Annotated in this window: 12 protein-coding genes; 4 read left to right on the plus strand and 8 right to left on the minus strand. The window is 41.0% G+C overall.

Annotation, left to right across the window (positions count from 1 at the left end):
* The coding region (locus tag BCU68_RS10710; protein WP_102564747.1) for an alkaline phosphatase family protein at window positions 1-1,319 on the plus strand (1,319 nt) is incomplete at its 5' end.
* 57 nt (window positions 1,320-1,376) lie between these two features.
* Here the strand turns inward: BCU68_RS10710 and BCU68_RS10715 are convergent.
* The 7 genes from BCU68_RS10715 to BCU68_RS10745 are packed head-to-tail and all read right to left on the minus strand — an operon-like array spanning window position 1,377 to window position 8,787.
* Window positions 1,377-2,273: a LysR family transcriptional regulator gene (locus BCU68_RS10715; RefSeq protein WP_102564748.1), complete on the minus strand. Its 897-nt coding sequence runs from the start codon at window positions 2,271-2,273 to the stop codon at window positions 1,377-1,379.
* A gap of 2 nt (window positions 2,274-2,275) precedes the next feature.
* Window positions 2,276-3,568, minus strand: coding sequence for a BatD family protein (locus BCU68_RS10720; protein ID WP_157935192.1), 1,293 nt, complete (start codon window positions 3,566-3,568; stop codon window positions 2,276-2,278).
* A complete protein-coding gene (locus tag BCU68_RS10725; protein ID WP_102564750.1) occupies window positions 3,561-5,252 on the minus strand; it encodes a VWA domain-containing protein in 1,692 nt (563 codons plus the stop codon). Before BCU68_RS10725 ends, BCU68_RS10720 begins: the two co-directional genes overlap by 8 nt.
* The gene (locus BCU68_RS10730; protein WP_102564751.1) at window positions 5,245-6,279 is read right to left on the minus strand and encodes a VWA domain-containing protein; all 1,035 of its coding nucleotides are present in this window, start codon (window positions 6,277-6,279) and stop codon (window positions 5,245-5,247) included. Before BCU68_RS10730 ends, BCU68_RS10725 begins: the two co-directional genes overlap by 8 nt.
* A complete protein-coding gene (locus BCU68_RS10735) occupies window positions 6,273-6,794 on the minus strand; it encodes a DUF4381 domain-containing protein (RefSeq protein ID WP_102564752.1) in 522 nt (173 codons plus the stop codon). The genes BCU68_RS10730 and BCU68_RS10735 overlap by 7 nt, the downstream gene beginning before the upstream one ends.
* Window positions 6,794-7,756: a DUF58 domain-containing protein gene (locus BCU68_RS10740; protein WP_102564753.1), complete on the minus strand. Its 963-nt coding sequence runs from the start codon at window positions 7,754-7,756 to the stop codon at window positions 6,794-6,796. Before BCU68_RS10740 ends, BCU68_RS10735 begins: the two co-directional genes overlap by 1 nt.
* A gap of 8 nt (window positions 7,757-7,764) precedes the next feature.
* Complete coding sequence (locus tag BCU68_RS10745; RefSeq protein WP_102564757.1) at window positions 7,765-8,787, minus strand: MoxR family ATPase; 1,023 nt, start codon at window positions 8,785-8,787, stop codon at window positions 7,765-7,767.
* Between the two features lie 246 nt (window positions 8,788-9,033).
* Between BCU68_RS10745 and BCU68_RS10750 the strand changes: the two genes are divergently transcribed.
* On the plus strand, window positions 9,034-10,599 hold the full coding sequence (locus BCU68_RS10750; RefSeq protein ID WP_102564754.1) for an arylsulfatase: 1,566 nt from the start codon (window positions 9,034-9,036) through the stop codon (window positions 10,597-10,599).
* A gap of 107 nt (window positions 10,600-10,706) precedes the next feature.
* Here the strand turns inward: BCU68_RS10750 and BCU68_RS10755 are convergent, their stop codons facing one another.
* Window positions 10,707-11,552: an SDR family oxidoreductase gene (locus BCU68_RS10755; RefSeq protein WP_102564755.1), complete on the minus strand. Its 846-nt coding sequence runs from the start codon at window positions 11,550-11,552 to the stop codon at window positions 10,707-10,709.
* A 249-nt stretch (window positions 11,553-11,801) separates the two neighbouring features.
* On the opposite strand from BCU68_RS10755, the gene BCU68_RS10760 reads away from it, so the two are divergent.
* Complete coding sequence (locus BCU68_RS10760) at window positions 11,802-13,214, plus strand: sodium/glutamate symporter (protein WP_198591725.1); 1,413 nt, start codon at window positions 11,802-11,804, stop codon at window positions 13,212-13,214.
* Window positions 13,207-14,835, plus strand: coding sequence for an amidohydrolase (locus BCU68_RS10765; protein ID WP_102564756.1), 1,629 nt, complete (start codon window positions 13,207-13,209; stop codon window positions 14,833-14,835). Before BCU68_RS10760 ends, BCU68_RS10765 begins: the two co-directional genes overlap by 8 nt.
* Window positions 14,836-15,046 lie beyond the last annotated feature (211 nt).

Below are 15,046 nucleotides of genomic sequence, written 5' to 3' on the forward strand. Positions count from 1 at the left end.
CGGGAGTAGACCAGTCAACTGAGATCGATCCTACCCAAAGAGTAGCCACGCAAGATGGACGCTCGCCTAGCCCTATTTTAGCGACAACTTTCAGTGACGAATTAGCGATTTCAAGTGGTGGGGAATCTAAAATATTTTCTGTCTCCATCAAAGACAGAGGTGCCATCTCATTAGCGGGTCACTCAGGCAAAGCATTTTGGTTTTCAAAATTCCAATCTGAGTTTGTCACCAGTGATTATTACTATGACCAATACCCAACTTGGGTTAACGACTGGAACCAAAAGGGGGTAACAGAAAAGTATTCAAGTACTCGCTGGCAACTGTCTTTACCTGCTGAAAAATACACCCTACAAGAAACTCAACAGCATTTTAAAGTCGATCTAGGCGGATTCAAGCGTACTTTCCCACACCCTTATGGTCCATCAAGTTATCCATACTTTTCGACAATGTTAACCTTAAGCCCTGCTGGTGATGAGATTACCGCTGATTTTGCTTCATCGCTGCTAGAGCATGAAGCATTAGGGCAAGGCAAAGCAACGGATTACCTTGCGATCAGTTTTTCTTCAAATGATTACGTTATACATATGTACGGCCCTGCAAGTTTAGAAACAGAAGATAACTTAATTCGCCTTGATCGCACGATTGCAGACCTGCTGGATAACATTGATCAAAAAGTTGGGTTAGATAATACGCTCATCGTTCTTTCTGCTGATCACGGTGTACCTGAAGCGCCTGCAACAGTCAATCAACTGGGATCACCACAAGCACAATATTTCCAACAAGATACATTGATTTCTTCGGACCTATTAACTCGGATGGATAAAGAGTTTGGCCTCAATAAAGATGCTATTCGCCTGTATGCCCACCCATATATTTATCTAAATCATACAGTGATAAAGGATAAAGGCGTTGAGCTTGAAAAATTGCAAAATATGATGGCTGAAGAATTGATGAAAGTAAAAGGGATTGCTTATGCGGTAACAAGTACAAGTATCGAAAAGAACCGTGTACCTGACACTCAAATAATGACAATGGTAAAAAACAATTATCACCCTAAACGATCTGGCGATATTTATATTATCTATGAACCTAGAAGCTATATTAATGATATGGAAGGCTTAACCATTGCTTCAATGCACGGCTCACCATGGCGATATGATACTCATGTGCCAATAATATTTTCTGGTTATAGCATTAATAGTAAAAACATTTCTCGTGAGGTCACGCCTTATGCGATAGCACCGACTCTATCGAACATCTTAGGTATCACTCAACCTAGTGGCTCTATCGGTGAAGTTCTGCCTGAAGTGACAAACTAGAGAAGATATAATCCCGTTTCATTAACATCATAGTGAAACGGGATTGGTTGTATTATTTTACTTTGCTGCACGTTTAATTTGCTTTCTCAACCATTGGTGTGCATTTTCTTGATGACGACTAGGATGCCAAATCATATTTATTTTATGCGGTGCATCATTAAAAGGCAGATCAAGAGCCTTTATTTGGTATTGTTCACCAAACAATTTAATCACTGATTCCGGCAATAACGCGATTAAGTCTGTTTCACCAATTGCTGGTAACATTTCAAAAACACCTGGTGCTCTATAAGCCACTTTTCGTTTATCTAATTCCAAAATATCCTCATCACTTAACAGACTTCTCCGAGCCTGCCACTGTGATAAAACAATATGCTCCTCACTTAAATACTCTTCTAATGTAATACTTTCTTTAATTCTTGGATGGCTTTCACTGCATGCAACCTGTAAATGCTCTTCATAAATCGCCTCCACTTTTAATGACGTTGCCACTTTAGGTGGTATATCTATCACCAAGTCATAGCGCTGCAACCTTAAATCCATCTCATAGTCTTCGGTAAATAGTGGGTGTACTTCAAGAGATATTTTAGGTGCAAGTTGGCGTATCTGTTTTAAAACCTGAGGCATTAACCATTGCCCTACACTTGAAATACACGCAATAGAAAAAACTCTTGATGAAATTTTCGGGTTAAACTGATGCGAAGCACTTAATGTTGACGTGAAGTTTTTATAGGCTGTCAATAACGCAGGATAAATGTCACTAGCAAAACTGGTGGGAACGACACCCGATGGACTACGATGAAAAAGCGGCTCATCGTAGGTTTCACGTAACCTTGCTAATGCTTTGCTGACTGCTGGTTGACTAATATCTAACCTCTGTGCCGCCTTCGATAAGCTTTTTTCCTCATAAATCGCCACAAAAATAGGGATAAGATTAAACTCCGTGCTTTTGACCATATCTATTCCTTGCTTACTGTCTTCAATGCTGGCAATACTTTAGGTATTTTCAATCGAGATTTTATACGCTCAAACAAGTATTTTTCACTTATTGTTCGCCAAACCCGCTGATATTGACGCTTGCATTGTTTACCTTGTATGAGATCGTTAATATCTTGTTTAATCGATGATTGTGCATCGTCACTCAATATTATACTCCCTGTAACTTGACGTTGCTTTTTATAGAGTAATGCCCTTGCTTGCGACCATTGTTTATTATTCAGTTGTTGCCTGAAAGTGTACCATTGAGGCTTTGAGTTATGCTGATAATAGCGATGTATTGCCACCATTAATAAGATAATAACTACAGTACTCAACATCATTATCGCTAACCAAACGCCATAACTTTTTAGCCATGATTTCCAAGTGTGCTTAATCGTAAACGTCTGCCCTTCAACCATCATCGTTACCATAGCTTGCGTTTCACTATTCCACCAATGAACTTGATAAGTCGGTAACCAGATTTCACCACCCTCTTGTAAGACATACGTGACCTGCTCAATTTGTTTTGATAAATACTTCCCTCTAAACTGGCTGTCATGCAATGAACGAGGAGATGGATAAGGCTGGTACTGTGAAGGCGTTTGGGTTTCATGAGATAACAGCACGGACGGCAAAAGTACTGATAATGCATCTTGTGCTTGTAATGAGATGGTGCGCGTAATCGTATCGCCAACATTCAATGAATCATTCGATAGTGTCCACTGCTGATCTAATATTGCCTCACTTGCAGCAAACCAAGCTTCACCATTTTCGATACCTAAGGGCCATTTAACGTCAAAATTAATTGGGTTGGTATATAACGTCTCATCACGTTGGCCTCCTTTGGGAGAAGCAATTGCCACTTGAACGGGAATAGAAGGCACAGATACCTGACCTTCAGCTTGTGGGTATAATGTCACCTCCCAGCGCTGCTTAGCCCACGTTTTTCCATTTTCTCGTTGAGTATAGTTGATCGCTAATGGATTTCTTTGCATAGCAATCGCATTATTAGTCTCTACATATCCAATGCGAGTACCTTGAGTAAACCACCCCGATGTCGCAACCTCTATTGTCAATATAACTTGCTCATTTACAACAAACTCATTCACCGATGATTCAGGGGTACTTTTACTCATTATCGGCTTATCGCCAACCCAAGCTGAAATATAAACATCCGCTTGATTGTCTAAGCCTGCGCCTTCTGTCTGTAATGAGTCTGCTTGTATTACAGAACAAAACATCATATTGAGGATCACTAGTATACGTTTAATCATCAGCAGCATCCCCATTGTTTAGATTTAATCGACTTTGCTCAAGAGCTTGTAATTGAAACTTAGCCTGTAAAAAATATTTAGGATCAGCCGCCACTTTTTTTAACCATTTATCAGCTAATTCTGCACTGCCTAAAATCTCATTTTCATTCAAGCTCTCTGTTAACATTAAACCACTCGCAATGTTTTCTTCAGTGCCCTCGCCAGTTAGCGGATTATCTCCTAGTTCAAATGACTCTTCCGGTCCATCTGTTGTACCGCTTTGATCGGCACTGGTTCGATTCACCTCAGCAATAATACCTTGAATCACTTGCAGGTTATTCTCAACTAACCATCTAAAATCGGCTTCTAATGGGGTCGTTAATAACGTCTCATAAACTGTACGCGCAGCAATATATTCCCTCTGCCTTGCTAGAGCGTTACCAGCATATAATTGACCTTTGGGGCTATTCACCTGTAAAAAATATTGATAAGCGAGCTGATATTGACCTGCGTAATAATAGGCGGTTCCTTTACGTAATGGATCAGAAAAGTGAATGCCCGCTTCTAAGTACTGTTTTTGATTAAACCAACGCTGCCCCTGTTGATCAGGCGTTAACCATAAATCCCACCAACGTTGTTGAGCGCTCTCCCATATAGTCATACTGCTTCGCTGATATTCTGCTGTCTTAACGTCATTTTCAGCTTGTGCTAAAGGAGCGTGACTAAATGAAACCAATAATATGCCTGTCACACACCACTTAACCAACCAACCACGGCGAAACCAAAGCAGTTGCATCACAGCCAATAAAATAATTAAGTTGTACCCCATATCTTGCCACGGCATCGATAAATCGCCATTGATATGCATATTACGTTCTATATAACGATCTAGCCTCTCAATATCGTACTGATCAACGGTCAGTTCAATGAGTTTTCCACCAGTTACCTTTGCTAGCTTCTGCAGTGAGTGCAAATCCATTGGGTTATTGCTTGCTGCGTGGTTATTGCCTGTTGCAAGGATTAGTAGTTGGTGTTCATGCTGAGCAAAATACGTTTGATAAGCTTGCAGTGAATGCGGATCAATGCCATCAGAAACCAACAAGATAGTAGAGCCTAAATCTTGCCCTAAATGGTCATCAAGTAGCGTTAATGCACTGGCTGCTAACTTGCCATCTTGGGGCATAATATCGGGTGATATTGCAGCAAGAATCGGATTAAATACATTGATATCTTGTGTTAAAGGCAAAGCAATATGAGCTGATCCTGCAAAGACAATCAGCCCCGTACTCCCTCCTTCGCGCTTAACAAGCAAATCATATATTTTTTGTTTACCTCGCACTAATCGATTCGGTGAAAGGTCCTCTTCTAACATACTGGCACTGTTATCGAGAACTATCATTAAATTCGCTCTATCTTCCCCAAAAGGCGCTGCTTCACGTTGCCAGGTTGGTCCAGCACAAATCACAATGGCAATGGTGATGATAATAGCCAATATTTTTAACGGTAAATTTTTACGCCAACCTTGCTCGCCGATAGTGAGTGCTTGATGAAGGTGTTTAGGCAACTGTTCAATCAATGGTTGCGTCGCATCGAGCTTCCAGCGCAAATAAACGAGCCCAGCCATCGGTAAGAAAATCAGCAACCATAAAGGGCGCAAAAAATGAAACTGGCTGAAAACATAAGACCAGACTTGTCCATCAAGCATGATGCTTCTCCTCTTTTTTCTTCCAGCCTCTTTGAACTGTTACCAGGGTAAATGCACAGCAATAAAATAAGACACTTATAGCAATTAAATAATGGTGCAAAGATTGCGTTGGTTGATAGTGAGTACTTTTATAAAGCTGCGGTTCCAACTTACCGATAGCTTCATAAGCTTGACTTAATTGCTCACGGTCTAATGCTTCAAAAGCTTGCCCTCCAGATTCATATGCGACACGAGTAATCACTTCCATATCTAATGCCGTTTCACCAAGTGTGGTTGGATCGCCAAGTGCAATGGTATGGATTCTAACACCTTTTACTGCAGCAACTTTTGCAGCAACTATGGGTTCAACAAAGCTTCCATTATCATTCCCATCGGTAAGCGCAATCACGACCTTTTCAGTTGGCCGTAAATCTTCAGCCTGATGCCTACTTGTATCTTCATCAAACACCTTAATCGCAAGCCCTAAAGCATCACCAAGATGCGTGCTCTTCCCTGCCATTGCTACTTCTGTTTGATTTAATAACTCAAGCCAAACTTGCTGATCAGAAGTGAAAGGCGTTTGTAAAAAAGCCGCATTACCAAATAAAATCAAACCGAGTCGATCACCTTCTCGCGTTTTAGCAAACTCGGTTAATACTTCTTTTGCAGCCTCTAGCCGTGTTATTTGTTTGCCATTCGTAGATATGAAATCTTTTTCTGACATTGAACCTGAGAGGTCAACCACCACCATAACATCTCGCCCCACCAATTCTCGTACTTGAGGTGTACCTAACATAGTCGGTTTAGCAAGCGCTGCGACGACTAAAAGCCAAGATATAATTAACGCAATTCGTTGCCAGTAAGTAGGGGTTAATTGACCAGCAGTAGTGGATGGAGACTCTCCTAATGATTCCACCAGAACAGAAAAAAAAGGGACTTTAATCGCTTGCTGCTTCGTACCATACGCAGGAATCACCATATAAATAATCATTGGCAACGGCAGCACTAAAAACCATAATGGATAAGTAAACTCAATTGTTGTTAGCATGATGACACCACCTTTGGGGGCGCTATTGGAGCAGTATGATATGATAACCAATGGCTACACATCGCTCGCAATCGCGCTTTTTCATCTCGAGATAAAACGACCTGACGGGTTACTAGTGCTTGTAGCCAACGAGTACCGACTTCCATTTGAAATTGATGAGGTGGAGCATGCTTCCTACCTATTAAACTATCTAACCTTTGCAGAAAGCATTCACCATCAAGCTTGGCACTTTTAGGATCAATATAAGTCACCACTATTTTCATCAGGCAAAATAGTCGATATTCAAATCGTGGATCATCGATTTCAAGTTGTTGTAGTGCTTGCCTTGCTTCATTTCGATAACGGTTACTCCAGAACTTTCTTACCGTGATAAAGAGATTAATAAGCAGAAAAATAAGACCAAATAACGCAACAACTTGCCAACCGATGGTTTGTGGTACCCAACGAACAGGTTCAAAGACATCGATATCTATAATATCGCGTAAAATATAGGTACTCGGGAGTGTATGTATCATCACCTCCCTCCAACAGCACGAATAAATTGCTGAATATGATCACCTGAGGTTGTTATCTCGACATAAGGCAATGTCTTTACTGCCATTAGTTTTTCAAGCTTTACGCGCTGCTCTGCCTGTCTGGAGATAAGTGAAGTATTAATACGTTCTACTTGATTTCTTTTATCAATACTAAGTTGATAAGTACCATCACTTAGTACCCAACTATCTTGGCTCAAAGGTGCAGGGAGTGCGTGCTCTAAAGGATCAGTAATAACAACCGCTAATAGATCATTTGACTGCTGAAGTTGAATTAATTGTTGCAATTGTGCAGCACTACAATCATGCCAATCACTGATCATAATCAGCGTTGCACCACGTAAGTTCAATCGCAGCAATGAGCGAATCCAGTCCGCAAACCTCACAGAACTAGAATCTGAACTGTAAGCGCTGAGCGACTGATTTATTTCGGCTAACTGCCTTAGTTGTCCTAATAATTGATGCGGAGAACGTTGCGGCTTACGAGTGTGTATCTGTGTATGTGCAGCAATTGACAGCCCAACACGATCATTATCGTTGAGGGAACACCAAGCCGCTATGGCAGCAATGTCACCGGCAACGACCGATTTCATCGTATCAACTGATGAGAAAAACATACTGCTGCGCTGATCAACACAGACAATAATATTCCGATCTTTTTCTTCGGTATAACTACGTACATGTGGCTTTCCGGTACGCTTAGTTACCTTCCAATCAAAATTGCGAATATCATCGCCCACTTGATAATGCCTTAACTCCTCAAAATTAAGCCCACGCCCTCTGAAATGCGAGCGATGGCGACCTGACATGGTTGTATTCGCTTTAATCTTTGGAAGTAAGCTAACCTTATTGGCTTGCAGTTGTAATTTGACTAAGCGTTTATAATCAAGGTGCAACCTCGAGTCCAGTTCAACATTTTTATCTGATATGCTTGTTGTTTTCATATTAAAACCTAACCGACTTCCACATGATCAAGTAACTCTGAAACAACAGCATGATGAGTCACTTCCTCAGCCAAAGCGTCATAAGTTAAAGTAAACCTATGACCTAACACTGAATAAGCCACCGCTCTAACATCATCAAAGGTGACATAATCTCGCCCTTCGAGCCATGCATTAGCACGTGCACACTTATCCAGTGCAATGGATGCTCTTGGGCTCGCACCAACGGCAATCCACGCTGCAATCTTTGAAGATGGATATCGTGTAGGTTTACGCGTTGCTATCACTAAAGAGACAATATACTTCTCAACTAATTCCGAAACTTCAACTAGCCGTATTTGTGCTCTTGCCGTAAAGATAATATCTGGTGAGATTGGCTGTTTTGACTCTGAAGAATTAACCTGCAAATCTGACTCTGGTGAGGCTTTATGTGTTTCCATAGAAGTCGCAGTACCTTCTTCACAACGCACCAAACGAATAATCTCACCTTCGGCAATATCATCTGGATAATCAACCATGACCTTCATCATGAAACGATCCATCTGTGCCTCAGGTAATGGATAAGTACCTTCTTGCTCTACAGGATTTTGAGTTGCCAATACCATAAATAGATCAGGCAATACATGCGTTTTATCACCGACGGTAATAGCACCTTCTGCCATTGCCTCTAATAAAGCAGCTTGTACTTTAGCCGGTGCGCGGTTAATTTCATCGGCTAATACAATGCTGTTAAATATCGGACCTGGTTGAAATTTCAATTGTGAGGTACCTGATATTTCTTGATAAATTTCAGTTCCTGTTACATCAGAAGGTAGTAAATCAGGTGTAAATTGAACTCGCCCAAAACGTGCATTTAATGCATTCGCAATTGCTTTTACAGAGCGTGTTTTGGCCGTCCCAGGTAAACCTTCTAATAATATATGCCCATTCGTCAACAACCCGATGACCAAGGATCTTACTACATGGTTTTGTCCAATCACTTCAAGTTCAACCTGTTCAATCAGCCGATCAATCGCGGATTGAGTCGTGTTCATAGCAAAATGAGCCATAGGATCCTCTCTTTAGTTTTCAGCGGCAGGTATTGTTCAAAAAGATGAACTCGTTTGCATCATACGACAGCGCCTCATAACTAAAGGTTATAACTCCTATAAAGCGACAGTACTTTAATTTGACGTTAATTTATTCGTTAAGCAGAGCGACGCCTTTCCCAAATTAACTATTGATTTAGCCCATTGGTATTGCTCTTAAATCCAACTTCGACAAAAATAAATGGAGCTATTATGGCGTCTAATTTAAGTCACGTTAGCGCAACACTTGGTATGATTGCCCTTTCTGGTGCGGTGAATGCTGCGGATAAACCGAATATTTTAGCCATCTTTGGTGATGATGTTGGCTACTGGAACATCAGTGCTTACAACCAAGGTATGATGGGGTATGACACCCCAAATATCGATCGCATAGCCAATGAAGGTGCACTCTTTACCGATCATTACGGTCAGCAATCTTGTACCGCTGGGCGTGCAGCTTTCATTACGGGTACTGAACCTTTTCGTACTGGTTTGTTGACGATTGGTATGCCTGGGTCTAATCACGGCATTCCCGATTGGGCACCAACCACTGCAGACTTACTGAAAGAACAAGGTTACGTTACGGCTCAGTTTGGTAAAAACCACTTAGGTGATCAAGATAAGCACTTACCAACAGAGCATGGATTTGATGAGTTTTTTGGCAACCTTTATCACTTGAATGCTGAAGAAGAACCGGAAACTTACTACTACCCTAAAGATCCAGAATTTGCCAAGCAGTACGGTCCACGCGGTGTAATTAAATCCTACGCCGATGGTAAAATCGAAGATACGGGTCCAATGACACGCAAAAGAATGGAGCATGCTGATGAAGAGTTTTTAGAGTCATCACTTGCCTTCATGGAAAAAGCCGTTAAAGATGATAAACCGTTCTTTATTTGGCATAACACAACACGCATGCACGTCTGGACTCGTCTACAAGAAAAATATCAAGGTGTATCAGGTGTGAGTATTTACGCCGATGGGATGATGGAACATGATGACCATGTAGGTATTCTACTTGATAAAATTGATGAGCTAGGTATTACCGATAATACCATCGTTATCTATTCAACGGATAATGGCGCAGAAACAGCGACTTGGCCTGATGGTGGTGCTACACCCTTCCATGGAGAAAAAGGCACCACATGGGAAGGAGGAATGCGCGTCCCACAACTTGTTCGTTGGCCGAGTGTCATTGAACCTGGTTCTAAAATTAACGATATGATGGCACACCAGGATTGGCTACCAACTCTTCTATCTGCTGCTGGTGTCCCTGATATTAAAGAAAAATTAGCACAAGGCTACACAGCAAATGGTAAAGAATGGAAAACGCATATCGATGGTAATAACTTCATGCCCTACTTTGAAGGTAAAGAAAAGAAAGGACCAAGAGAATCTTTACTGTACTTTTCTGCCAATGGTGAGCTAAATGCTGTGCGCTGGAATGACTTTAAACTCAATTTTGCCGTTATGGAAGGCGATATTTCTAACGCCATCAGATTCTCGCCAAACTGGCCTCAAATCATACACCTACGCGCTGACCCATTTGAAAAAGCACCACATGAATCAGGGATGTATATGCGCTGGATGGCTGATAACATGTGGCTTTTTGTCCCAGCACAAGATGTCTTAGGTGAATTCTTTAATACGTTATCTGATTATCCAATGCAAAAAGGGATGAACATGAACCCTGGTATGATCAGTGCTGATTCTCTTCACCTTAAAATGAAACTAAACCAAATTGATCAATTGCAGCAACAAGTCCAATCAATGCAGTAATGGCACCGTTCAGCGATTATCAATAGTGAACCTAATATAGAGCACTAACTAAAGGGAGTAATCAAATGGTTACTCCCTACTCTATTTCCCAATCTACTAGACCCGTGCTAATTGCCTTTTACTAAAATTCTATCTAACCATTTTGTCGATAAAAAACGACGTAGATAGCCAAAAATATACGTTGATTTCGTTACATAGTAGCGTGGTTTGGGTTGGGCATTATCTAAAATATGTTGTAAGGGTTTAAGTACAGCTTCTGGTCCAAGTGTAAAACCATTCGTGGATTCTGCTGCACCTAATCGCGCTAATGTTTGTTGGTAACGACTCTTATGGCGTGAACCATCGATATCAATTTCTTTTTGTACCGCACGTAATGAATTCGCTCTGAACTGACTGACAATAGGGCCAGGCTCTATTAAACTTACCGTGATATTGGTATCCATTAACTCTAAGCGTAATGTGTCAGTGTAGCCTTCTAAAGCAAACTTACTGGCATTATAAGCACCACGATACTTCATCCCAACTAAACCTAATACCGAACTATTTTGAACGATTTTACCTTGCCCTTGTTTAAGCATGATTGGGATAACTGCGTGAGTTAATTCATGTAAACCAAACACATTCGTTTCAAACTGTGCACGTAATGCATGAGTAGGCAGATCTTCAATAGCCCCACCCTGACCATAACCAGCATTGTTAAATAATACATCAATGGTGCCGCCAGTTATCACTAACACCTCCTCAAGGGCTGCCTTTATGGAGCGAGCATCTGTCACATCAAGCTGAACGCATACTAAGCCTTGTTCTTTCAATTGAGCGACATCTTCTCGCTTTCGACAGCTTGCAATCACTTGATAACCTGCTGCATGTAACTGCTCAGCACAATAGCGACCAATACCACTGCTGCATCCTGTTATTAGTATTGATGTTTTCTTTTCCGCTTGATTTGGCATCAGTGAAACTCCCTTATTTATTAATAACCTATTCTTTCCTGCATGAGTAAAATGTTTAACCACTACCTAATATAACACTATAAATGTACTTTAATCTTTACTATCAATGCATTATAAATCGGCAAGTGCAAGATGCACCAACAATGAGCAACCATTGGACCAATAGATTATTTAATCTGTCCCTATCCATATGTTTACAAAACCTTATTCTGAATGTGGTTATATTACTCATACATAAGTGGAGGCTACATGGAAAGTACATTTCACGGAATAATTGCATTTGCATTATTATCAATGATGCTCATATTAGGTAACGTTTTAAGAAATAAAATCAGCTTTTTGAAACGCAATCTTATCCCATCCAGTTTAATAGGCGGTATACTTGGGTTCGGCTTACTCAACCTTGGTTTGCTACCTCAATTTACTTCAGCTGATTTTGTTGCAATCACCTTTCACTGTTTCACACTAAGCTTCATGTCACTGTGCCTTTGTGGTGGTTTACGTAAGAAAAAAACCGCTTCAAATGGTTCTAAAAATGTTGTTCGTGGCGGAATGTGGTTAACGTCTGCATGGTCATTAAGTTTAGGGCTACAAGGACTCATTGGTATTGGTGCTATCCTTGCTTTCAACGCTTTTACTGGCGGGGAGTTAAGCTACTTTTTAGGCTCAATTATTACACACGGCTTTACTCAAGGTCCTGGACAAGCATTAACTTATGGCACGATATGGGAACAAAAATACGGCATTATTGATGCTGCACAAGTTGGTGTGATCTATGCTTCACTGGGTTTTGTTGTTGCTTTTGTCGTTGGTATCCCTCTCGCTAAACATTTTTTAAACAAAGGCATGAACAGCAACGAAAAGTCAAAGATTGATAATAATTACATCAATGGCTTATATGAACACGAATCAAAACCAGAAAGTGGTAAGTTGGTTACCCACTCTGCTAACTTAGACTCACTGGCTTACCATATCGGCTTATTAGGTTCAGCCTATGTTTTAACTTATTTATGGTTAGGCTACGTACAAAGTGCTATCGCAGGCCTCTCTATATGGGGAATCGATTTCACGGTTCTATTTAGCTTTAATATGTTCTTCATTCATGGCTTTGTTACTTGTTTAATTATGCGTACAACCATGAACAAGCTCGGCCTATGTCGCACCGTAGATGATGAAACCTTAAAGCGCATTACCGGTTCATCGGTCGATTTCATGGTTGCTGGCACCATTATGAGCATCCAAGTTTCTGTACTTGCTGTTCTTATCGTACCAATTTTACTCGTCACTATATTAACAGCTTTATCAACTTTCATTACCTGTATGATCATTGGGAGATTCAGTGGCTATTTAGGTCCTGAACGTATCGTTACCGCATTTGGTTGTTGCTGTGGCTCAACGGGTACCGGGTTACTGTTATTAAGAATGCTAGATTCAAACTTTGATACTGCTGTTGCCAAAGAGTTAGCCTTCTTTAATGTGGCTATCGTTATGGTGAACTTCCCGATATTAATGGTATTTAGCCCAATCGCTCCATCCCTATCATTGCTCGGTTATATTGGTTTATTAAGTAGTGGTGTGGTCATGTCTTTACTTATGATCCTAGGGTTAATTTACACACAATCTTCACGCCGTATTACACCAGAGGTTGTTGCACATGGTTAATGAACTAACAATTTTTAAAGCAAAAGAAATTATTACGATGAACCCATCCATGCCTAGAGCTGAATGTGTGGTCGTAAAACAAGGCAGAATAGTTTGCGCAGGTCCTGAAAGTATTATTGATGCTTATCCTGGTGCTCGCATTGAGGATACTTTTGCTGACGATATTTTAGTCCCAGGATTTGTTGAAGCACACTGCCATGCTATGGAAGGGTCGATCTGGAAATACCTTTACTGCGGGTTCTTCCCTCGCTATGACCCAAATAAAACCTTCTGGTCTGGTGTTGAGTCTTACGATGCACTCATTAGCCGCATACAGGAAAAAGCGTTATCAACACCTATTGATGAGCCGATTATTTGCTGGGGATTTGACCCTATCTATTTTTCCGGTGATGCTTTAAATCGCACTACTTTAGATACAGCAGGTATTCGTCACTCGGTTGTGGTTATACATGCCAGTTTTCATGTTATGACTATTAATAGCGCAATGATTGAGTCTATTGATGCTCAAAAGCTAACATCGACAGAGGGTGTCACAATTGGTGATGATGGCTACCCAACGGGTGAATTACTCGAAATGGCAGCCATGGGATTGGTGTTTGAACTACTCGGTGAATGTGTCTTTAATGCGACGAGTGATCCGGAGTCTTTACGCCAGTTTGGTCAATCAGCCAAAAATGCGGGTATTACCACTATCACCGATCTACTTAACCCGCTTAAACCGAAAGCCGTTGAAACATTATTAGCCGTTTCTCGTGAAGAGGATTACCCGGTACGCTTAGTTCCTGCAATGAGCGCACATGATTGGTCAATCAGTGATGGCGTTGCGCACATTCAATCACTTAAAGAACAAAGTGAAGATAAGCTTCATTTCGGTTTAGTTAAGATGATGACCGATGGCAGTATTCAAGGTTACACCGCAAGATTGATGGAGCCTGGCTATCATGATGGTCATGACAATGGTATTTGGAATGTCGAATTAGATCACTTAGACACCATGATTAACCAATACCATCAGGCTGGGGCTGATATTCATGTCCATACTAATGGTGATGAAGCGGTACAAGTGGTTTTAGAAAGTATTGAACAGGCATTAATTCAATCTCCAAGAAGCGATCATCGCCATACCATGCAACACTGCCAGATCATTAACCATGCACAAATGAAGCGAGTTGCAAAAGCGAATATTTGCTTAAATATCTTTGCCAATCATATCTATTACTGGGGTGATGTTCATAAAAGCAAAACGATTGGTTATGAGCGAGCACAGCGTTTAGAGCCCCTACAATCGTCATTAAATAATGGCATTGTGACAGCAATACACAGTGATGCTCCTGTTACTCCACTTGGCCCTCTATTTTCAATGTGGTGCGCGGTTAATCGTCAAACCTCATCGGGGGATGTTTTGGGTGATTACGAGAAAGTTACTCCACTAGAAGCACTTGCTATGGTAACGCTCAACGCAGCTTATACGCTACGCCTTGATCACGCGGTTGGCAGTATAGAGGCAGGAAAATACGCTGATTTTGCAGTATTAGATGCGAATCCGTTAGCTGTCAGCCCTGAAAAAATTGTAGATATAGCGGTGAAAGCAACCGTGGTTGGCGGACAAGTTTTTAACTAATCTATGACGCAAATCGGTTATCTCTATTGCCAGTCTAATTGCCAGCCTAGCTATCAATTAGGCTGGCATTATTGATGATGAGAATACCAACGATACGCCTTATAAAACATCAATACGAACAAAATTAAAGCAAACAAACACTTAATATTAAATTAATCCTTTCTATTTTCGATAGTTATGGCATTATCAGTCTCGTACCAACGATGTGCGT

This window comes from Vibrio sp. 10N.286.49.B3 (assembly GCF_002873395.1).
Taxonomy (GTDB): domain Bacteria; phylum Pseudomonadota; class Gammaproteobacteria; order Enterobacterales; family Vibrionaceae; genus Vibrio.

Excerpts from the sequence above, each read along its gene's own strand:
- BCU68_RS10735 (WP_102564752.1), bottom strand. The coding sequence starts at position 6,794 with ATGATACATACACTCCCGAGTACCTATATTTTACGCGATATTATAGAT.
- BCU68_RS10720 (WP_157935192.1), bottom strand. The coding sequence starts at position 3,568 with ATGATTAAACGTATACTAGTGATCCTCAATATGATGTTTTGTTCTGTA.
- BCU68_RS10760 (WP_198591725.1), top strand. The coding sequence starts at position 11,802 with ATGGAAAGTACATTTCACGGAATAATTGCATTTGCATTATTATCAATG.
- BCU68_RS10740 (WP_102564753.1), bottom strand. The coding sequence starts at position 7,756 with ATGAAAACAACAAGCATATCAGATAAAAATGTTGAACTGGACTCGAGG.
- BCU68_RS10715 (WP_102564748.1), bottom strand. The coding sequence starts at position 2,273 with ATGGTCAAAAGCACGGAGTTTAATCTTATCCCTATTTTTGTGGCGATT.
- BCU68_RS10730 (WP_102564751.1), bottom strand. The coding sequence starts at position 6,279 with ATGCTAACAACAATTGAGTTTACTTATCCATTATGGTTTTTAGTGCTG.
- BCU68_RS10755 (WP_102564755.1), bottom strand. The coding sequence starts at position 11,552 with ATGCCAAATCAAGCGGAAAAGAAAACATCAATACTAATAACAGGATGC.
- BCU68_RS10725 (WP_102564750.1), bottom strand. The coding sequence starts at position 5,252 with ATGCTTGATGGACAAGTCTGGTCTTATGTTTTCAGCCAGTTTCATTTT.
- BCU68_RS10750 (WP_102564754.1), top strand. The coding sequence starts at position 9,034 with ATGGCGTCTAATTTAAGTCACGTTAGCGCAACACTTGGTATGATTGCC.
- BCU68_RS10745 (WP_102564757.1), bottom strand. The coding sequence starts at position 8,787 with ATGAACACGACTCAATCCGCGATTGATCGGCTGATTGAACAGGTTGAA.
- BCU68_RS10765 (WP_102564756.1), top strand. The coding sequence starts at position 13,207 with ATGGTTAATGAACTAACAATTTTTAAAGCAAAAGAAATTATTACGATG.